We start from the raw sequence: 20,002 nt of genomic DNA, 5'->3' as shown, positions 1-20,002 counted from the left end.
AATCCATTCCATGAAAGTTTCATTCGTTTCCACGCTGATTTTTATCACTGCAGTTACCGCAACCATCTCCGGCTGCGCTTCAAAAGGCACCGACGATAGCAATAAAGAATCAAATACAATTACAGTAAAAACAGCAACTGTAATCAACCAAGCAGTTACGGTACCAATCAATTCAAGCGGCATCATTACCTCAAAAAAAGAGGCACGCCTTTCCTTTAAAACAGGGGGTATCATATCGCGCATGCTGGTAGATGAAGGTCAAAATGTACATTCAGGACAGTTGCTGGCCACACTGGACCTCACCGAAGTAAATGCTTTGGTTGCGCAAGCGCAGCAAAACGCAGAGAAAATGCAACGTGATTATGACCGGTTGAATAATCTCTACAAAGAGCATGCGGCAACGCTTGAACAATTACAAAATATAAGTACCGGGCTTGAAGTGGCGAATCAAAATCTTACTACTGCAAAATTCAATCAACAGCATTCCTCCATTTATGCCACCGAAAACGGGACGGTTATTAAAAAACTGGCGAACGAAGGTGAACTGGCAGCTCCGGGAAATCCTGTGTTCATCATCAACTCTACGGCAGATACTGATTGGGTAATTCGTATTGGTGTGGCTGATTATGAATGGGCGCGCATTAAATCAGGTGATCAGGCCACTGTCAGTATGGATGCTTATCCGGGAGAAATTTTTAATGGAGCAGTGAGTGAAATTGCGGATGCGGCAGATCCATACTCCGGCACTTTTCAAATTGAAATGAAGGTTAATCCGGGAAGCAGAAAATTCGCCAATGGACTGATTGCAAAAATTAAGCTCACCCCTTCACAAACTATGCAATTGTCAATAATTCCTATTGAAGCTTTGGTAGAATGCTCAGGTAAAAAGGGCTTTGTCTATAAACTCAATCAGGATAAAAAAACAGTCACGAAGATTCCGGTTACAGTGGCATTCTACCTAAAAAACCAGGTAGCACTATCAGCGATCGATTCAACAACCACTGAAGTGATTACCGGTGGTTCGGCTTACCTCAGTGCAAACTCAACTGTTGTGATTGCTGTAAAATAGTTAACAAGCGATTGCCTGCTTTACGCTCCTTTCCTACATCCGCTCATAAGTCATTTAAAAATTCACCATGAGAATATCAGAATTTTCGGTTAAAAATTATCAGTTCACGATTATTGTATTTGTGATGGTAATGGCACTCGGCATCAGTTCGCTGATCAATATGCCAAGAGGTGAAGATCCGCCCTTTAATGCCCCTTCTTTTGTTGTGATTGCGGTTTATCCGGGAACAAGTCCTAATGATATGGAAGAACTGGTAACAGATCCTATTGAAGAAAAACTGAATGAACTGAGCGATGTCAAGCGCATCCGCACCGCCATTGACGATGGTGTGATGATTTGTGAAGTTGATTTTACCTGGGGCAGCAATATCGACAGTAAATACAATGAAGTGGTGCGCGAAATCAACAATCTTCGTCCTTCATTACCTGCAGATCTCCTGAGCCTTGATGTACGCAAAATTACTTCCAGCGATGTCAATACCAAACAGATCGCACTTGTTTCCGAAAACGCTTCCTATAAAAGCTTATACGATGAAGGCGATCGTTTGAAGTCATCACTGGAAAAAATAAGTGGCGTAAAAAAAGTGGAAGTCCGCGGCTACCCTGAACAACAAGTGCGCATCTCCCTGAACCTAGAAAAAATGGCGCAGCAAAAAATTCCATTACTGCGTGTGCTCGGAGCCATTAAAAATGAAAATGTAAATATTCCCGGTGGAAGCGTTGATATGGGTGCAAAAAAATTCAATGTTAAAACAAGCGGCGATTATAATTCAGTGGATGAAATAAAGAATACAATCGTACTTACATCGGCTGAAAAAATTGTGTACATGAAAGACATTGCCGACGTTGAATTGGGATATGAAGACGAGAACTATCTTACCCGTTTCAATGGAAAGCGTGCTGTATTTGTAACGGTAAGTGAAAAGGAACGCACCAATATACTGGCCATCAATCAACAGGTAACTCCCGTGCTGGAGCAATTTGCACCAACGTTGCCGTCCAATATAGCATTCGCGGAAGGATTTAACCAGGCAGATGATGTTTCAAAAAGATTAAGCGGATTTGCTGTTGACTTCGGCATCGCCATCTTGCTGGTGCTGCTTACGCTTCTTCCGTTAGGCTGGCGTGCTTCTATCATCGTAATGATATCCATTCCGCTTTCTCTTTCCATTGGTTTGGCTCTACTGAATCTTTTTGGCTACACCATTAACCAGTTATCAATTGTCGGGCTCGTGGTGGCATTGGGATTATTGGTGGACGACAGCATCGTGGTAGTAGAAAATATTGAACGTTTCCTTCGCAATGGCTATTCAAGAAAAAATGCAGCTATTGAAGCAACCAAACAAATCGGGTTGGCTGTAGTGGGTTGCACTGCAACTTTAATTTTCGCTTTTCTCCCGATCGTGTTTCTTCCGGAAGGATCGGGTGATTTCATTCGCAGTTTACCCATTGCTGTCATCAGCACTGTACTCGCTTCGCTTTTCGTTTCACTTACCATTATTCCGTTTTTATCAAGTTTGATTCTCAGCAAGGATCACAATCCTGAAGGAAATATTTTCATGCGCGGACTCAAGAAACTGATCAGTGGTTCCTACAGGCAATTGCTGCGCCGGGCACTTGCTCATCCATATATCACGCTCTCCATCGCCTTTGGAATCTTCGCTGTCAGCATCGCACTTTTTCCTGTTGTCGGATTCTCGCTTTTTCCTAAATCAGAGAAACCAATGTTTATGGTAAATATTGAAACTCCTTTGGGAACCAATCTATATGCAACTGATAGTGTTGCACAATTTGTGGAAAAGGAATTACAACAACACAAAGAAATCGCTTCCTTCTTCACGAATGTCGGAAAAGGAAATCCACGTGTGTATTACAACATTGCTCCAAAAAATGAAGCGAGCAACTATGCTCAGTTTTTTATACGTACCCAACCGCTCACGATGAAAGAGCTTGAAACCATTATCGATGAGCTGCGTGGAAAATTCGATAATTATCCGAATGCAAAAATCGAAGTAAAGCAATTTGAACAGGGTCCGCCTGTTGAAGCACCTGTGGCCATGCGCATCTTCGGAGAAAACCTTGACACACTTCGTTCGCTTGCATTTAAGGTGGAAGATTTAATGAAAAATACAGAAGGCACCATCTACATTAATAATCCATTGCTATCGCTGAAAACTGATCTGCATGTTGCAATTAATAAAGACAAAGCAGGATTGCTTGGTATTCCGGTGGCAGAAATTGATCGCACCGTGCGCTTGGGTATCGCAGGATTAAACATTGGTACCTACCGGGATGAAAAAGGAGATGAACACGAGATCAACGTTACACTTCCTAAAGATCAAAACCATCCTGCTATTGATCAGTTCGACAAAATTTATGTCTCTTCCGTAACCGGGAACCTTGTGCCACTCAGACAACTGGCAACACTGGAAATGAATACCTCGGTTCCCACAATCAAACACTATAACAAAAACCGTTACATCACTGTAACATCTTACGTAAAAACAGGATACAACACCGGTGAGGTAACACAGGAAATAATTCAAAAAATGAACACGCTGAATCTGCCGGCCGGTTACAGTTACCAGGCTGCCGGTGAAGTGGAAAGCAGCCAGGAAAGCTTTGCCGGACTTGGAACTATCATTATCATTACCATCTTTGGAATACTCGGCATTTTACTGTTGGAATTTGGAACTTTCAAAAGCACATTTATTGTGCTTTCAGTGATTCCATTGGGCGTGATCGGAGCTGTGTTTACACTGCTGATTGTTGGAAAAACATTTTCATTTGTTGCAGTAATTGGTCTGATAGCACTTATTGGTATCGAAGTGAAGAATTCAATTCTGCTGGTTGACTTCACCAATTATTTACGCGAACGCGGAATGGAATTAGATAAAGCAATTGAGCAGGCGGGCGAAACACGCTTCGTACCAATCATACTCACCACACTCACTGCAATCGGCGGACTGACGCCATTGGTATTGGAAGATGCTCCACTTTATGCGCCATTGGCGTGGGTATTGATCGGTGGTTTGATCAGTTCTACATTACTCACCAGGCTTGTAACTCCGGTATTGTATAAATTGCTCCCTCCGAAAGTTCAACTGATTGAAAACTTTGATACCATTGACAACCCACTTAATCACGTTTCTTGAAATTCATGCTATCGTCAGTTTATTTCTCCATCATATTCATACCAATTAACCGGACAATCCATGTGAGCAAGCTCACTTCGGATTAACACGCGCTTTACTAATTGATTTTTCAACTGTTATTAATGGATTAGCGGAATTAAGTGAAGCCCTAATCATCATCACCTGTGCAATTTTTCAACAAAGAGTGACCAGTGCCCGTTTGCAGCCCTATTTTTCAGGATTAAAAGCAAAACCTGAGAAGGATATTCCGTTGAATTTACACACACCTGCTCCGTCTGTTCCAAACCAAAGTTCTCCCTTCCTGTCTTTATAAATTGTATTGATAGCATTACTAGTAAGTCCGTCGATACTCGTATAATTAGTTAAGTTTTCGCCATCAAAACGCCAGACACCTGCATCATACGTTCCTATCCAAAGGTTTCCATTATTGTCTTCGTTTATGGTCCAGACCCGTGCTAAAGTTCCTGGTCCTGATTTTCCTGATTTCAAAAATTCAGGATTACTCATTCCTTTTTCCGCCGTAAAATTGATCAAGCTTTTTCCATCGTATTTGAAGAGTCCATTACCATTATTTCCAAACCAAAGGTTACCGTTACTATCTTCAAATAAACCACGAACAGCAGGTCCACTCAATCCTTTTTCAGTAAACCATGTAAATGATTTTCCATCGAAGCGACACACACCTAAAGTTTGTGTACCCAACCAAACATTCCCCTTTTTGTCTTTCAGGGTACAATACACCGAATAAGCGTTGAGCATGCGCAAATCCGGGTCACTGGAATTTGTTGGATTAAAATGCCTGGCATCTAAAGAAGAAGCCGGCAGGAGCACATAGGTAAACGTTTTACTGTCGCTGTGATATGCTCCTCCTCCCACCTCAAACCACATATCATCCGGTTCCATGCTGATTCCCTTATCGCTCAGCAATTGCTTGTTGCTCTTATCAGGAAAAGCGGTGAATGCTTTACCGTTAAAGCAACTGATACCGCCTGCCGTTAAGAACCAAAGGTTTCCATGATTATCTTCCTGAATGGTAAATACCTGGTTATCGTTCAACCCATTTTTAGTAGTAAACTGTAGTAAAGTTTTCCCATCATAACAATATACTCCTGATCCATTGGAAGCAAACCAATAATTATCATTAACGTCCTGATAAATGCAGTTTATAGCCTTGCCTACTTCAGTTACCGCGTTTGCGCTAAAATCAACAGTGTAATCAACTTTTTTTGCAACTGTATTCCGTGCAGGTACGCTATCAACCGATGGAGCATGAATAATTTTAGCCGCACCGTCCCTTTCATTACCACAACTTGCCAGCGTGAAATATATTATTGCTATGAGAAGTTTATGCAAGCGCTGATAGATTGATATTGGTGCCGTCATGAGCTTATTGTTTTAGAACCATTTACTTTGAGTTGTAAAGTAAACGCTCCTTTAAAATTAGCTGCTTCTTAAGCCAATTCACTTTTTTCTGTTTTATTTGTCAGAAACCCGAGCATCATAACAAGTGCTGTCAACAATATAACCTGAATAATGAGCGATTTATTTACCAATGAAATAGATTGTATCGGTTCAATTGCAAGAAAAAGTAAAATAGTAATAAGCCCTCTGGGTGCAATAAACAAGAGCGGTGACAAAGGAATTTTAGAGAGTTTCAATTGAATGGCTCTGAATAGAAAAATTGCAGCAGAAATCCCAACCGACCAAATCAAAGTGTCTGTGTTAAGTATTTCACTCACCTGAATTAAGTAACCAAAAAGTAAAAAGAAAAGCGCTCTTACCAAAAATGCTGCTTCAATAGTTAACTCCTTAAATTTATATACCTCACTATTCAACTCATTTGGTTTTAACTTTTCAATCCATTTATATTGTTTGAGTTCATCAAGATTGCCAAGAAACAAACCAAAAAGCAAAATGAAGATTAATCCCGGTAAATGATAAACTTTAGAGACAGCATAAATTAAAATGACGAGCAAAATGATCGGAGCAAATTTTATGTGATGATCAATTTTGCTGAGCAGAAAAGCAAGACCGATAGTTGCGACAAACGAAACAACCGTTATCATCAATAGTTGTAACCCGAAATGCACAAATGAATCTAATCCAAAACTGTTGTTAAGAGCAACAAAGTTGAAGAATAAAACACCGAGGATATCGGACAAGCTGCTTTCATAAATTACAAACTCTTTATTAAAAGTTGTAAGAGTTTTCACGCTTGGAATTGCAATTGCGCTGCTAATAATACAAAGAGGAATTGCATTAGTCAAACTGTTTTTGAATGATGCTTCTCCGAAATGCTGAAATAAAAATGAAAGTAGAAATGCTAATACTAGCATTGGAAGTAAAGCAGCAACAAGAGATTTTTTAATGAGCGGTGCTTTTGTTTTGTTAAACTCCAACTCCAATGAACCCTCTAACACAATAAGTATGAGTCCAACTGTTCCAAAGACCGGTAAGAGAGGTGACAGGTCAGGAACGCTTATTTCAAAAAAGCCGGAAACCTGTCGCACTGCAAATCCTAACAGTAATAACAAAATTACTGAAGGCACTTTTGTCTTTGCCGATGTCAGATCAAAAACATAAGCAAGCAAAAGTAAAATGCAAATCGTAATAATTATTTGTATCGTCATTCTTGCCAGTCATTTCTATTCTTATCAATGAAAGTTAATACAGTCACTATAACATTACAGTCCATTTATTATGAATAGATAAGGATATTACTATGGCACTTTTCCAACTACGCACAACTTTTTCAAGTCAGCCAGAAGATTGTCAAAATCGAATTACGTTAATAGTGCCTGTGATACCAGACGCTGCCATTTTTTTGGCTTTGATTCTTCTAAACTGCCGCTGTAAAGATTAAATTCCTCCAGAACCCTCAATCTGTGAGTGTTGAAGTGCTGCTGGTTCAAAGATGCATCCTCAAAAGTTAGCAACAAAATTTATACAATAAGTGCCACTTACTCTGCTATTCGTGCAGGTCAGCAAAAACACATGGTGTACCTTGTAAGGTTGTTTTTAGAGTTTGGTTATGTGCTGCAATCTATAATAGGTGATTACAAATCTGTTGGCCTTTTCTATTCCAGCATTTCATATTCGTAATAGAAAGACGTTACAATACCTTTAAATTTTCTGCTGAAACATTTTTGAAATGCACAATTAAAATTCTATCACACTCATCGAAGTCAAAATTTATTTTGTGTTCAGGAAACACATTTACAAGTTTATATAGAAGATTTTGCTTCTTCATTTCTTTGAACATTTGTTTTAGATACTTACACTATTCTGAATACCACACTACTGCCAAGTCAATGTTAACAGCAGCTCAAATTCTATTATGGTCGTGATAAAGTTGCCAACAATTCTTCCAGGTTTTTCATTTGCATAGCATATCCTTCCTTAAAGCCCATTTCAATCATTCTTTCTAAGCGTTCAAGGGATTCATTATAAATAGTAATACTGACTAGTGTCATTTCGTTTTGTCCGCTGAAATTAAAATCCCACTCGGAACCAGGCAATTCAGGGTTTTCATCTTCGTCTGCAAAAGCATTCGACATTTTGAAATTGGTTTTCGGAGTAATGGAAGTATATTTCTGAACGGACCAACGCTCCTGCCCTTCCGGGCTTACCATCGCATAAAATCTTCGCCCACCGATTTCAAAATTCATAAATTTGGTTTTTGAGGTATACGGTTTAGGTGCCCACCACTGGTCAAGAATTTCCGGTTTAGTATAAGCATCCCAGACCAGCGAAAGATCTGCATCAAATTCTCTTGTTATGTATACTTTTTGAGCCGCCTTGTCAACGGTAAAATCAAATTGCAGGTTGTTGTTCATTTTTTCTGTTTTTTAATGGTTGATAATACATTGTCCAGTTGCTTGAATCGTGTTTCCCAAAGTGTTCTGAATTGGTTTAACCATTTATCAATCTCTTTCATTTTATGAATTTCAAGAGAGTAATAAATTTCCCTGCCTTGTTGCTTCTGTTTTACCAGCTCGCATTCCGTGAGTATGCGAAGATGTTTAGAAATAGCCTGTCGGGTAGTGTTAAAGTTTTCTGCAATGGCGTTCGGTGTCATTGCCTGCAATGCAATTAAGGTAAGAATCGCCCGCCTTGTAGGATCAGCTAATGCCTGGAAAATATCCCTTCTCATTTTTATCAAATCATTTTTTGGGAAACCAATCGGTTGCAAATATATGTGCAACTATTCGGTTTCTCAAATATTTTTGCACTTTATTTTTCTGTTGTCAAAAATTCCTGCAGGGTGGCGGTTCGGATCGATTATCCGTAGCTGCTATTTTTACTACATTTGAAATCTTCCCACCTAAAAAAAGAAAAAGAATTATTATAGCTTGAAAAAATAACTTTGAAAACATGATTTGGAAAAAAACCATCGACATTAAAGAACTGAATGAATGGCACAACAACAGCATGCAACAACATGTAGGCATTGAGTTTACAGAAGCTGGCGACGATTTTCTTAAAGCTACCATGCCGGTTGATTATCGAACCAAACAACCCATGGGACTTTTGCATGGCGGTGCTTCTGTAGTACTGGCTGAATCATTGGGAAGTGTGGCATCTGTATTATGTATCGACTCAACAACACAAACGGTAGTCGGCCTGGAGATCAATGCAAATCACATTAAAACGGCCCGTGATGGTTTTGTGACGGGAATCGCAAAGCCGATTCATTTGGGAAGAAGCACGCAGGTGTGGGAAATAAAAATTTACAATGAGCAGGAAAAACTGATCTGCATCAGCAGAATTACAAATGCCATTCTTGAAAGAAAATAAATTGCTATTTGAATTTTAGCTTGAAATAAAGGATGACCATTCAGAGAAACAGTGTAAGTAAATTGGCCGAAATAATCGGAAGGCTGTTAACCTGTAAACCATAAATCAGCCACAGTGTTGCACCGGCAGAAAAAATTCCAAACATCACTAATGAGAGATCTTTGGCTGACTTCGTACGCCACGTTTTAATTACCTGCGGAAGAAATGAAATGGATGTGAGTGCGCCCGCAATCAATCCAAGTGTATCATTTGAAGACATCCTTGCTATTGAAGTTAAAAATTCAACTGGTACAAAAATTAAAACCCAGCAAAAGGTCTTCACCAAATACTGTCCAGTAACAGCACCAGCAAAAACTGCAGTATCATCATTCCATCCACTAAAAACAGGTAATAGAAATCAGATTGCTTTGTACGTGTTCTTGAAATCACCAGATAAGTAATGCAGGCAGACACAATCATGGCAACACCGGTTCCATAATAATGCGCGAGCACAAAGTAATGGATGCCCGAAATAAAAATGAGCAACCCGCTGATCACTTTGTAAAGATTTTCAGTCGCAGCAGGTCCATAACGGATAGGAATGGTCTTCAATCCTTCCTTCCTGTCAAATTCAATGTCGCGCGCATCAAAACAAAGTGCTACCATAAAAATGAACAGCATTCGTTCGGCCAGCACCAACCACAAATTGTAGTCAACCAGCGGCCACTCTACATTTACCGCCGGAAGAAAAGCAGTGGCAAGTGTCCACACAGTGGTAATCATGAATGCCTTATGAATCCAGAGATTGCGAAGACTTCTGAAACGACTGGTGGAACGTACCAATGGCAATTCGTACAAGGAAGAAATTATTCCAAGTGCTACCAGGATTCCAAAAATCAATAAACTCGTCTGGAAAACAAAAAAAGCAACGCCGCCTGCACCAATAATGGAAAACATGAACAATGTGAAACGGTGCTTTGCCGCCAGGCCCGTTATTGTTCCGTAATCCTGCGGTGGAATACGAGAGACACTTAGTAACCTATGAACATTGTACAAAAAGAGTGTTGCAAAAAAAACGAGGAAGGCCAATCCATCCATGTAAACAGGCATTCCCAGCAAAATGTATGTTTCCAGTAAAATGGCAAGCGCGCACAATGAGATGACTACATTGCCAAAAATTAAAGGATTGATAATCCGCCGAATCAGCTCGTTCAGGTTTTCAGGCATCAGTGGTTGTTTGGCATTTCACTTTGAACAAACAGCTAAATCATTCAGATGCGCAATATAACTTTCTTACAAAGGAATATTTCCATGCTTTTTCCTTGGCCGCTTATCCACTTTATTTTCAAGCAATGAAAAGGCACGCAGCAACTTCATGCGAGTTTCATCCGGGCGGATCACTTCATCAATATATCCATGTGATGCGGCTCCATAAGGGTTAGCGAATTTTTCAGCGTATTCATCAACCTTCTCCTGCAGTTTGGCTTCTTTATCAGTGGCGCCATTTATTTCTTTTCTGAAAATAATTTCAGCAGCACCCTTTGCTCCCATCACTGCAATTTCTGCAGTGGGCCATGCATAATTCATGTCGGCACCAATGTGTTTGGAATTCATAACATCATATGCACCACCATATGCTTTCCGCGTTATAACAGTAACACGCGGCACTGTTGCTTCACAGAATGCATATAATAACTTCGCACCATTACTGATAATACCATTCCATTCCTGATCGGTTCCCGGCATAAAGCCCGGAACATCTTCCAATACGAGTAAAGGAACATTGAATGAATCGCAGGTGCGAACAAACCTTGCGCCTTTTGAAGAAGCTTTGATATCGAGTACGCCTGCCAAAACCGCAGGTTGATTGGCAACAATGCCAATGCTTCTTCCGCCAATTCTACCAAAACCCACCACCATGTTTTCAGCAAACTGTTCATGCACTTCCAAAAAACTACCCTCATCTGTAATCGCGGCAATCACATCCTTCATATCGTAAGGTTGATTGGGATTTTCAGGTATGATTGTATTAAGCTTTGGCCTTCGTTCATTGGCAGCTTCATAAGGATACATGGGTGCAATCTCTTCACAGTTTTGCGGCAGGTACGAAAGCACATTTTTTATTTTCTGAATACAGGCTGCCTCATTGTGCGACGTAAAATGCGTAACACCTGATTTGGTGGCGTGTGTAACAGCACCACCTAATTCTTCAAAGGATACTTCTTCATGTGTAACGGTCTTCACTACATTCGGACCTGTTACAAACATGTAAGAAGAATTCTCTACCATTAAAACAAAATCAGTTATCGCCGGTGAATACACTGCGCCACCAGCGCATGGACCCATGATAGCGGATATTTGCGGTACAACGCCGGAAGCTTTCGTGTTCAGATAAAATATATCGGCATAGCCGCCGAGTGAAACCACACCTTCCTGTATGCGGGCACCACCGCTGTCGTTCAGCCCAACGACCGGCACTCCGTTTTTCAGCGCCATCTCCATAATGCGAACAATTTTATCAGCATGGGTTTCAGATAGCGAACCGCCAAACACTGTAAAATCCTGAGAATACACATAGACCATTCTGCCATTTACGGTACCGTAACCGGTCACAACGCCATCACCCAGATAGACTTCCTTCTCCATGCCGAAATCAGCGGATCTGTGCATCACAAACATTCCTATTTCTTCGAATGAACCTTCATCAAGCAGTAACTGAATGCGTTCCCGCGCGGTAAGTTTTCCTTTCTTATGCTGATCCTCAATTCGTTTCGCTCCGCCACCTTCCATGGCCTTGGCAATCTTTTGTTCAAGCAATTCAAATTTCGCTTTCGTCATAGCAGACCTTTTATTTACTGATTACTTAAATTAAGAAGGTCGCTAAGATAGAATTAAACCAACATTTTTCAGTTCAAAACAGAAAAGGGTTGCAGCTCAACATAAAGCTGGCAGGCTGTATTTTGTAAAAGAAAAGATTCGTCGCAAAATCGAAGGCTGCAATGCAAATAAGGGTGTTTAACTTTGCGCGCTTGCACGATGGTGCGAAAAATCTAATGGCGCAATGTCGTACACCCGGGAAGACCTTTATAAACCGGTTTCAGGGAATTTAACCTAACTTGTATTTTTACGATTCAAATTTTTAAAACTATGCTGCAACAGTACCTGGCTGATCAGTTTGAAAGTGCACTGATTCAACTGAAAAATGAAATCAACAGTTATACGCATAAAGAGAATATCTGGAGACTGAAGGGAGATATAAAAAACTCCGGTGGCACACTAGCACTTCACCTGATCGGAAACCTTCGTCATTTTATCGGTGCCACATTAGGAAACACCGGTTATGTGCGACAACGTGATGCTGAATTTAATGATCGTGATGTGCCTTCGTCGGAGATCATGAAAAATATTGACGAACTCACCTACAGCGTGAAAGTGATTGTCGGAAATCTCACACAGGAGCAACTCTTCGGTGAATATCCGTTGAAAGATGGCAAGCCTGCCAAAGTAACTTCTGAACGGTTGATACAATTGCTTGCACACCTGCAATATCATGTGGGTCAGATTAACTATCACAGAAGAATGCTTGACGCGCCTGTTAGCTTGTCGGATGGAATTGATGAGCTTGAAAAAAGGGGCTGATATCCGGGCACAACTTATTCGTTGAGCTTTTAATTCAGCTTCATGAACGTCAACATTATTCAGCAATCGCCATTATCTGAAATTCCTTCCGCTTCGGGAATTGAAGTATTCGAAAATCGCATCTTTATTATTGGAGATGATACGCAGTACCTGTTCGAGCTGAACAGTGATTTTGTGCTCGTTGAAAAAATAAATTTTTTTAAAGCTGAAGTGAATGAGACAGGAAGGATCAGTAAATCAACAAAACCTGATCTTGAAGCACTCACCACCATTCAACATGATTCCGAAACATTTCTGCTGGCACTTGGGTCAGGATCCATTCGTGGCATAAGAGACAAAGCATTTCTCTATTCAATAAATAAAAAACAGGTTACCGGAATTTCACTCCGTCGTCTTTATGATCATTTAAGAAATATATTCATCAATGAGCAGTTTGGCACTTTGAATATTGAAGGTGCACTTTTCTATCAGCAAAAATTATTTCTGTTTCAACGTGGAAATATCAGTGGCAGAAACCTGGTGATTTCAATTGCATGGAATGATTTCCTGCATTTTGAAGAGCAGGGAAATCATGAATCTATATTGATTCAGGAGTTGAAATTGCCAATGTTGCATGGACTTCAGGCAGGAATCTCCGGTGCCTGCATTGTGCCCGGAAATAACATGGCATTATTCACCGCTTCTTTGGAAAATACATCCAATGCAATTGATGATGGACCTTCAGCAGGCAGTTATATTGGTTTGCTTGGCATCGCTGAAAAGAAGTGTGTGTTAATTGATTTGGTTCTATTGAAAGATGAAAATCGTCCGTTCTTAGGAAAGGTTGAATCCATTGCAGTAACACGATTTAACGGAACAGATAAGATAGATGCACTCGCTGTTTGTGATGAAGATGGGAATCCTTCGCAATTATTGAAACTGGAAATCAGTATCTGAAAGTGCATGAAAAAACAGCTGATGATCTGCAGTTTAATCAGATTCTTCGCTGCGCTCAGAATGACAACCACCGTTTACTGCTTCAGTATGTATTCCATGGCTTCATCCTTCCCATTCAAAAAATCAAAATAACTGTGACTGACTGCGATGTCAGGAACAAGGGGTCCGTTATGACCAGGCCAGTTGTTCCAGAATTTGGTGGAGTAATAAACCGTAATCTTTGAATCAGGTAATTGAAAACTTTTTACTTCGCCAAAATGATTGATGTTGGCGCCGGTAGGTTCTCCTACGATAATTGCATTGGTGTTTTTTACAAAATCAACTGCATTCATCAATGCAGAGGAGAATGTTTTTCTGCCAACCAACACATACAACTTGCCTTTTGTATTTAAGTAATTTCCTTTAATATTTTTAAGAAATGGATGGAGCACCGAAGAATTCCCGCCGCCATTGAACCGCAGATCAACCACCAGTTTAGATGGTTTGCGGAGTTCAATTTCCCGAAATATGTTCGTATTAAAATCATTGAAAGAAAGCTTATCGTCCTCCGAACATTTCGCATAATCAAAATACATTGTATTATGGGTGGTGTCATATTGATACCAGTAAAAATCATCGCGCATATAGGGTAAAATATGATTTAATGGTTCGGCTTTTACCAATGTTGTTACCTTATTAACCGGAATTGATGGAACAATAGCAGTAATAGTATCGCCGGTTGCTGTCAATAATCTGAAGCTGGCTTGTTGTTGATTTTCAATGAGACCGAGTCCATATAAAAGTTGTGGCTTGTTGCAATAGTACGCCATCCAGAATTTAATGAAGGAAGGATTGTCCTTCTTCAGGATACTGCTGAGTTTCGATATCACTTCCTGTACCTGATGATGATCGATCGCCAGCACGCGGCATGAAAGATATTTGCTGCTTAAACTATCTGCGAGGATGATGGCTAAACCTTCATCAAAATACTCAAAACGAAAAGGAAAAATATTTTCGAATCCGGGATCAATCCGTGTATGCTCATCTGCAATCCTTGCATTGATTCTGAATAATTCAACAATGAATTCTTCCTGCGTCAATACTCCTGCCCGATTTTTTAAATCGTTAATAAGGCTGTCGAATGCAACCTTTGAAATATTCGCGAAGAGATTTTTGTGACCGGAAATTAAATGGCTGCTGAAATAATCAATATCACTTTTATAATCATGCTTTTGAGATAGTGGTTGGGAATAGACGGATGTATTCTTTAAGATAACAAGTAAAAAGAGGAAGAGTATTTTATTTTTCATGACTGGAAATGGAAAAGAATCTTTTGCTATTTTTTTTTGCAAATGAAATTGGGTTCGTATTTATTTTCAAGATAGAGACGCTTCATTTTAGAGCTATATTCTTCAGTTCGCTTAGAAAGAACAGACTAAATTTTTTTATCCATCCACCTGCCATTTTTCAAATACCACGCGCACATCACAAAAGTTACAATCCAGTAAACGGATTCTGCCAGCCAGATAGCAGGCAAGCTCCAATGAAGCACCACTGCCGAGACTATGGTGTAGGAAACATAAAACACAATGGCAACAATTTCGATCAGCAGTGAGACCTTCGTGGCACCTGAACCACTCACAGCAAATATGGTGAGGATGGAAAATGAGAATAATGCAATAGCAAAAGTCAATGTTCTTAAAGTAGGAATGCTGTCAATAATCAAATCTTTATCATTCGTATAAACTGATAAAGTGGCTACCGGAAAAATGTTAATGAGCAATCCGAAGAAAACGGAAAAACCAATGCTGATGAATGAAACTTTTTTAATCAGCGGAATCACATCGTCAGGCTTTCCTTGTCCTAACAAGTTACTGGTCATTGAATTGACTGTGGAGGCCAATGCCCACACCGGAATGCCGTAGAAAGTATACAATCCGCGCACAAGGTTGGAAATGGCCAAAGGATGTTCACCCAAATGTTCAATAGCAAGAAAAAACAACCACCACGATCCCACGCTGATAACCTGTTGAAACATGAGCGGTGTTGCAAGGTTCAGCATGCTGATAATCAACTTGAATTTGATTTTTGTAAACTGGAAAAGATGATAATCAATTCTGAATTTCTTCACCAAAAAATAAATAATAAAAACTGCTGTAACCGAAGCTTCCGCGATAGAAGAGGCAAGGCCAGCGCCGCCAACACCCAATACCGGAAATCCGAAGTTGCCAAACACGAAGCAGTAAAGAAAAAATATGTTAATGCCCACCATTGCTCCCGTTGTCCATACGGTAACTCTCGTATTACCAATGCCAATAAAGAATGACATAAAGCAGGAATTCAGCAAGCCAAACAGAATACCATAAGAACGGTAGTGTAAAAAATAAGCGGCCTTCTCTAAAATTATATCTGACTGAATAATGCTTGCAAGAATTTTTCCTGATAAGAAATGCATTAGGATAAACTCCACTGTGCCGAGCAAAAGCACCATTCTTAGCTGATGATCGAGCACCTCACCAATGGCCGCATTGTTACCTTCCCCTTTTCTTCTGGCAATCATCACTTGCATACCAATATTCATGGCGTAGCCGATATTGAACAACAGGAAATAATAGATGCCGCCAATTGCGCTTCCACCCATATCAGCTTCGCCAACACGACCGATAAATGAGGTATCAACCAGGTAAATGAAATTCTGCCCCAACGATCCCAGCATGATCGGCCAGGCGATGAGGAAAATGTTCTTATAGGAAGTGTATGGATTTTTTGCTATCATGATAAGGTCGGCGAAGATAATTATCCTGCGATGTATTAGTAAACATCGATGGTAGCTTCAGTAATACCCATAGTTGATCGGATTGATGATCATCGGATATGATTGGAAGATGTAAATTAAAAATGTAATGTCACCCCGTGGCCCCTCAAAGCGGCGCATTTCTCCGGTAACTTTCTGTCGCTTTGGTTAAACATCTTCATTCCCGAACCGTTTGATAAAATAAATTTCGATAACACTCAATTTGATTACAGCAATTATGCGCGGGAAACATTAAGACGGAAGCTGACTGAATAACAACACCATGAGATTTCTGCAGCATAGAGCATACAATAAAAAAGAGCCGTCTTTCGACAGCTCTTCTATTTTGGGTGGATGATGGGGCTCGAACCCACGACCCTCAGCTCCACAAACTGATGCTCTAACCGACTGAGCTACAACCACCGTATAAGGGTGCAAATATAATTGAAATCGGTTAAGGTGGGATAAGGATTTAAAATGTTTGAATTGTTTGACGGGTTTGAAAAGTTTAGGGTTTAGATTGTTTAGTGGTCATTAGTCATTAACCATTGGTCATTGGTCATTATGTACAATTCTCAACTCTTAATTCCTAATTCTCAATTCCCATAAAGCTCCATCACTTTCTTCCAATTCACCACATTCCAGATGTCGGTGAGATAGTCAACGCGCTTATTCTGATGTTTAAGATAATAAGCATGTTCCCAAACATCAACGCCGAAAACAGGTTTGCCTTTGTCTTTTGAAATATCCATTATCGTATTGTCCTGGTTCGGTGTAGTAACAATGGATAATTTACCACTGCTATCCGTCACCAGCCAAACCCAGCCTGAACCAAAAACACCCATTCCTGCTTTACTGAATTCTTCTTTAAACTTATCCATGGTTTCCCATTTTGTCACCATCGCATCCTTCAGTTTCCCGGTAGGCAGCACATCAGATTTTGGTCCGATCACCTGCCAGAAAAAAGTATGATTCCAGTTACCACCGCCCTGGTTGCGAATGGCAGCACGTGAACCCTCCGGTAATTTATCAATGTTTGATAGCAATGCATCTAAGGAACGGCCTTTCAATTCTGGTGCCTTTTCTATCGCTGCATTCAATTTGTCTATGTAACCCTGATGATGTTTGGTATAATGAATCTCCATTGTTTTTGCATCAATATATGGTTCCAGTGCATCATACGCATAGGGCAAAGGAGGCAGCTTGAATGTGCTGTCATCAACTGGATGGAATGATTCATCAGTGAATAAAGTGGCGGCAGTTGATGTATTCCAATCAAGGGAAATAAGACTGATAGCACCGGCAGCTGCCAATGTTCCGTTCTTAATGAATTCTCTGCGGGATTTCTTTGTTACTGTTTTCATGTTTAGAATTTTAAGGTTGTATGGGTTGTATGATTTAATTCCGGAAGGCTAAATTGGGTAATTTTACGACACCAATTCTATAAGCAATTGTTAACAGCATATAATTAAATCGAAAAGTGACGAAGAAGATAAAAGGTTGTAAAAAACAATTATGAAAACTGATATAGAAAATAAGGAAGTTGAGCTGAATGTAGAAGGAATGACGTGCTCGAGCTGTGCGATGACAGTGACAAAATTTCTGGAGAAACGCGGCATGAAGGAAGTATATGTTGACTTTTCATCCGGCGCAGTGAAGTTTCAGCCCAATGGAAATTTTAATGCTGTGGAGATTTCAAATGGCATTGAAGGATTGGGTTATCATGTTAATTCAAAGTCAACAGTTGAATCAACTAACGGAATAATAAGTTGGATGAAAACGCTGGATGCAAAATTCTATCTGTCACTTGTCTTCACCATTCCTTTATTGTTGCACATGGTATTGCCATTGCCATTTCTTCATAACCCTGTCGTTCAACTTCTGCTTTGCCTGCCTGTAATGCTGATCGGTTGGCAGCATTTTGGAAAAAGCGCCTTCGGATCTTTAAGAGAGGGTGTTCCGAATATGGACGTGCTTATTTTTGTTGGAAGTAGTGCGGCATTTATTTACAGCGTTGTCGGCCTGTTCATTTATCACGATGCTAATTACCTGTTTTTTGAAACAGCGGCTTCCATCATAACCCTGGTTTTACTTGGTAACCTGATTGAAAAAAGATCAGTAAAGCGAACACGGTCAGCCGTAACAGAACTCAATAAGCTTCAGCCTCAGAAGGCAAAGCGAATTGATTTTTATGGCGATGAAGCATTTGAAGTGATCTCTGAAGTAGATCATCATGATATTAAAACCGGAGATTATTTTTTAGTGAACACAGGCGACAGAATTCCCGCTGATGGAAAGATTGTGTGGGGAAACGGCTGGGCAGACGAATCAATGATTACCGGAGAAAGTATTCCGGTAGAAAAGAAAAATGGCGATGCACTGATCACCGGTACAGTATTGCACGAAGGAACCGTGAAGATGAAAGCACTGGCAACCGGTAAGCAAACAGTACTTGCACATATCATTGAATTGGTAAATGATGCGCAGCGAAACAAACCCGACATTCAACGGCTCGCAGACAAGATCACTGCCATTTTTGTTCCTGTAGTGTTTATGATATCTGTCGTTACTTTCATCTCCAGCTATTTTCTTTTTGATCTTTCTTTCAGGCAAAGCCTTATGAGCAGCATTGGTGTGCTGGTAATTTCTTGTCCTTGCGCCATGGGACTGGCAACGCCAACTGCCGTGATGGTCGGCATCGGACGCGCTGCTAAAAAAGGAATTCTGATTAAGGGTGCACAATCGCTGGAAACACTCATCAGCGTGAAAGCAATTGTGTTTGACAAAACAGGAACGTTGACAACCGGCAAATTCAAAATCAAGCGGATGCAAAGTTTGGGCATCTCAGAAACAGACCTGAAAAGCATTCTCGTGAGTGTGGAAAAATTTTCATCACATCCTATCGCTGCTTCTCTTGTTGATGAGCTTAAAAATGAAATCAGTTTTTCTCTCCATCAGGTAAGTGAAAAGAAAGGGGTCTCGATTTCAGGATTTGATGAAGCAGGTAATAAATATGAGGCAGGTTCTTATCAGATTGCGAAAGATCATACAAACGATCCATCCTTCAATGTTTATGTTTTGAAGAACGATCAACTTGTTGGAATGGCAGAGGTACGTGATGAAATTCGCGGTGAAGCGAAAACGGCCCTCGAATACTTTAAAAAATCCGGCATTAAAACCGTGCTGTTAAGCGGCGACCGCGAGGCAGCCTGTAATTCCATCGCTGCGGAATTAGGTATTGATGTTTTCTATGCAGAGAAATCTCCTGAAGAAAAACTGAACATTATTCATCAGCTTATGCATACATCTGCGGTTGCAATGGTGGGAGATGGCGTAAATGACGCTCCTGCTCTTACAGCAGCCACCATCGGCATCTCGTTGAGCAATGCAACACAAATTGCCATTGATGCTGCGCAAATTATTTTGCTTCACAACGATCTTGGGTTATTGCCGGAAGCATTCCGGATCAGTAAACACACACTCCTTACGATAAAGCAGAACTTATTCTGGGCATTCTGTTATAACATCATCGCCATTCCGATTGCTGCTTTTGGGCTGTTACGTCCAGTGGTGGGTGCCGCTTCCATGGCTTTCTCCGATGTGATGGTGATTGGCAACTCACTCCGACTCCGCGCAAAAAAATTATCTTAGCGCC

At 40.4% G+C, this 20,002-nt stretch carries 16 protein-coding genes and 1 tRNA gene; 6 read left to right on the top strand and 11 right to left on the bottom strand.

Annotation, left to right across the window (positions count from 1 at the left end):
- Positions 1-10: 10 nt before the first annotated feature.
- The gene (locus IPO83_14775) at positions 11-1,069 is read left to right on the top strand and encodes an efflux RND transporter periplasmic adaptor subunit (GenBank protein MBK9732515.1); all 1,059 of its coding nucleotides are present in this window, start codon (positions 11-13) and stop codon (positions 1,067-1,069) included.
- Between the two features lie 67 nt (positions 1,070-1,136).
- Positions 1,137-4,223, top strand: coding sequence for an efflux RND transporter permease subunit (locus tag IPO83_14770; protein MBK9732514.1), 3,087 nt, complete (start codon positions 1,137-1,139; stop codon positions 4,221-4,223).
- A gap of 207 nt (positions 4,224-4,430) precedes the next feature.
- Here IPO83_14770 and IPO83_14765 read toward each other — a convergent pair whose 3' ends face one another.
- The 4 genes from IPO83_14765 to IPO83_14750 all read right to left on the bottom strand — a co-directional run bounded on the left by IPO83_14765 (position 4,431) and on the right by IPO83_14750 (position 8,376).
- A complete protein-coding gene (locus IPO83_14765; protein MBK9732513.1) occupies positions 4,431-5,606 on the bottom strand; it encodes a hypothetical protein in 1,176 nt (391 codons plus the stop codon).
- A gap of 68 nt (positions 5,607-5,674) precedes the next feature.
- On the bottom strand, positions 5,675-6,853 hold the full coding sequence (locus IPO83_14760) for a sodium:proton antiporter (protein MBK9732512.1): 1,179 nt from the start codon (positions 6,851-6,853) through the stop codon (positions 5,675-5,677).
- A 705-nt stretch (positions 6,854-7,558) separates the two neighbouring features.
- Positions 7,559-8,059 carry an SRPBCC domain-containing protein gene (locus tag IPO83_14755; GenBank protein MBK9732511.1) on the bottom strand — a complete coding sequence of 167 codons (501 nt, stop codon included), beginning with the start codon at positions 8,057-8,059 and terminating at the stop codon, positions 7,559-7,561.
- A complete protein-coding gene (locus IPO83_14750) occupies positions 8,056-8,376 on the bottom strand; it encodes a winged helix-turn-helix transcriptional regulator (GenBank protein ID MBK9732510.1) in 321 nt (106 codons plus the stop codon). The genes IPO83_14755 and IPO83_14750 overlap by 4 nt, the downstream gene beginning before the upstream one ends.
- A 221-nt stretch (positions 8,377-8,597) precedes the next feature.
- Here IPO83_14750 and IPO83_14745 point away from each other — a divergent pair, with 221 nt between their 5' ends.
- The gene (locus IPO83_14745; GenBank protein ID MBK9732509.1) at positions 8,598-9,020 is read left to right on the top strand and encodes a hotdog fold thioesterase; all 423 of its coding nucleotides are present in this window, start codon (positions 8,598-8,600) and stop codon (positions 9,018-9,020) included.
- Between the two features lie 40 nt (positions 9,021-9,060).
- Here IPO83_14745 and IPO83_14740 read toward each other — a convergent pair whose 3' ends face one another.
- The 3 genes from IPO83_14740 to IPO83_14730 form a co-directional block, all read right to left on the bottom strand.
- Entirely contained in the window at positions 9,061-9,279 is a 219-nt protein-coding gene (locus tag IPO83_14740) for a SemiSWEET transporter (protein ID MBK9732508.1), read from the bottom strand.
- Between the two features lie 59 nt (positions 9,280-9,338).
- The gene (locus IPO83_14735; GenBank protein ID MBK9732507.1) at positions 9,339-10,226 is read right to left on the bottom strand and encodes a UbiA family prenyltransferase; all 888 of its coding nucleotides are present in this window, start codon (positions 10,224-10,226) and stop codon (positions 9,339-9,341) included.
- A gap of 66 nt (positions 10,227-10,292) precedes the next feature.
- On the bottom strand, positions 10,293-11,837 hold the full coding sequence (locus tag IPO83_14730; GenBank protein ID MBK9732506.1) for an acyl-CoA carboxylase subunit beta: 1,545 nt from the start codon (positions 11,835-11,837) through the stop codon (positions 10,293-10,295).
- A 309-nt stretch (positions 11,838-12,146) separates the two neighbouring features.
- Here IPO83_14730 and IPO83_14725 point away from each other — a divergent pair, with 309 nt between their 5' ends.
- Both IPO83_14725 and IPO83_14720 read left to right on the top strand, forming a co-directional pair.
- On the top strand, positions 12,147-12,638 hold the full coding sequence (locus tag IPO83_14725; protein MBK9732505.1) for a DUF1572 family protein: 492 nt from the start codon (positions 12,147-12,149) through the stop codon (positions 12,636-12,638).
- Positions 12,639-12,680: 42 nt separating this feature from the next.
- A complete protein-coding gene (locus IPO83_14720; protein MBK9732504.1) occupies positions 12,681-13,574 on the top strand; it encodes a hypothetical protein in 894 nt (297 codons plus the stop codon).
- 74 nt (positions 13,575-13,648) lie between these two features.
- Here the strand turns inward: IPO83_14720 and IPO83_14715 are convergent, their stop codons facing one another.
- From IPO83_14715 to IPO83_14700, 4 genes are all read right to left on the bottom strand, one after another.
- Complete coding sequence (locus IPO83_14715; protein ID MBK9732503.1) at positions 13,649-14,863, bottom strand: hypothetical protein; 1,215 nt, start codon at positions 14,861-14,863, stop codon at positions 13,649-13,651.
- A 125-nt stretch (positions 14,864-14,988) separates the two neighbouring features.
- Positions 14,989-16,329: an MATE family efflux transporter gene (locus IPO83_14710; GenBank protein ID MBK9732502.1), complete on the bottom strand. Its 1,341-nt coding sequence runs from the start codon at positions 16,327-16,329 to the stop codon at positions 14,989-14,991.
- A 367-nt stretch (positions 16,330-16,696) separates the two neighbouring features.
- A tRNA-His gene (locus tag IPO83_14705) sits at positions 16,697-16,770 on the bottom strand.
- Positions 16,771-16,943: 173 nt separating this feature from the next.
- Complete coding sequence (locus tag IPO83_14700; protein ID MBK9732501.1) at positions 16,944-17,711, bottom strand: superoxide dismutase; 768 nt, start codon at positions 17,709-17,711, stop codon at positions 16,944-16,946.
- 151 nt (positions 17,712-17,862) lie between these two features.
- Here IPO83_14700 and cadA point away from each other — a divergent pair, with 151 nt between their 5' ends.
- The gene (cadA, locus tag IPO83_14695) at positions 17,863-19,998 is read left to right on the top strand and encodes a cadmium-translocating P-type ATPase (protein MBK9732500.1); all 2,136 of its coding nucleotides are present in this window, start codon (positions 17,863-17,865) and stop codon (positions 19,996-19,998) included.
- The last annotated feature ends 4 nt before the right edge of the window (positions 19,999-20,002 follow it).

This window comes from Chitinophagaceae bacterium (assembly GCA_016717285.1).
In the GTDB taxonomy this organism is placed as follows: Bacteria; Bacteroidota; Bacteroidia; order Chitinophagales; family UBA10324; genus JACCZZ01.
The sequence above is the reverse complement of the archived record's forward strand: the minus strand, read 5'-3'. Positions and strand labels throughout refer to the sequence as shown.

Bases quoted from the DNA above. Each gene is read 5' to 3' on its own strand.
- IPO83_14775 (MBK9732515.1), top strand. From the start codon at position 11: ATGAAAGTTTCATTCGTTTCCACGCTGATTTTTATCACTGCAGTTACC.
- IPO83_14770 (MBK9732514.1), top strand. From the start codon at position 1,137: ATGAGAATATCAGAATTTTCGGTTAAAAATTATCAGTTCACGATTATT.
- IPO83_14765 (MBK9732513.1), bottom strand. From the start codon at position 5,606: ATGACGGCACCAATATCAATCTATCAGCGCTTGCATAAACTTCTCATA.
- IPO83_14760 (MBK9732512.1), bottom strand. From the start codon at position 6,853: ATGACGATACAAATAATTATTACGATTTGCATTTTACTTTTGCTTGCT.
- IPO83_14755 (MBK9732511.1), bottom strand. From the start codon at position 8,059: ATGAACAACAACCTGCAATTTGATTTTACCGTTGACAAGGCGGCTCAA.
- IPO83_14750 (MBK9732510.1), bottom strand. From the start codon at position 8,376: ATGAGAAGGGATATTTTCCAGGCATTAGCTGATCCTACAAGGCGGGCG.
- IPO83_14745 (MBK9732509.1), top strand. From the start codon at position 8,598: ATGATTTGGAAAAAAACCATCGACATTAAAGAACTGAATGAATGGCAC.
- IPO83_14740 (MBK9732508.1), bottom strand. From the start codon at position 9,279: ATGTCTTCAAATGATACACTTGGATTGATTGCGGGCGCACTCACATCC.
- IPO83_14735 (MBK9732507.1), bottom strand. From the start codon at position 10,226: ATGCCTGAAAACCTGAACGAGCTGATTCGGCGGATTATCAATCCTTTA.
- IPO83_14730 (MBK9732506.1), bottom strand. From the start codon at position 11,837: ATGACGAAAGCGAAATTTGAATTGCTTGAACAAAAGATTGCCAAGGCC.
- IPO83_14725 (MBK9732505.1), top strand. From the start codon at position 12,147: ATGCTGCAACAGTACCTGGCTGATCAGTTTGAAAGTGCACTGATTCAA.
- IPO83_14720 (MBK9732504.1), top strand. From the start codon at position 12,681: ATGAACGTCAACATTATTCAGCAATCGCCATTATCTGAAATTCCTTCC.
- IPO83_14715 (MBK9732503.1), bottom strand. From the start codon at position 14,863: ATGAAAAATAAAATACTCTTCCTCTTTTTACTTGTTATCTTAAAGAAT.
- IPO83_14710 (MBK9732502.1), bottom strand. From the start codon at position 16,329: ATGATAGCAAAAAATCCATACACTTCCTATAAGAACATTTTCCTCATC.
- IPO83_14700 (MBK9732501.1), bottom strand. From the start codon at position 17,711: ATGAAAACAGTAACAAAGAAATCCCGCAGAGAATTCATTAAGAACGGA.
- cadA (MBK9732500.1), top strand. From the start codon at position 17,863: ATGAAAACTGATATAGAAAATAAGGAAGTTGAGCTGAATGTAGAAGGA.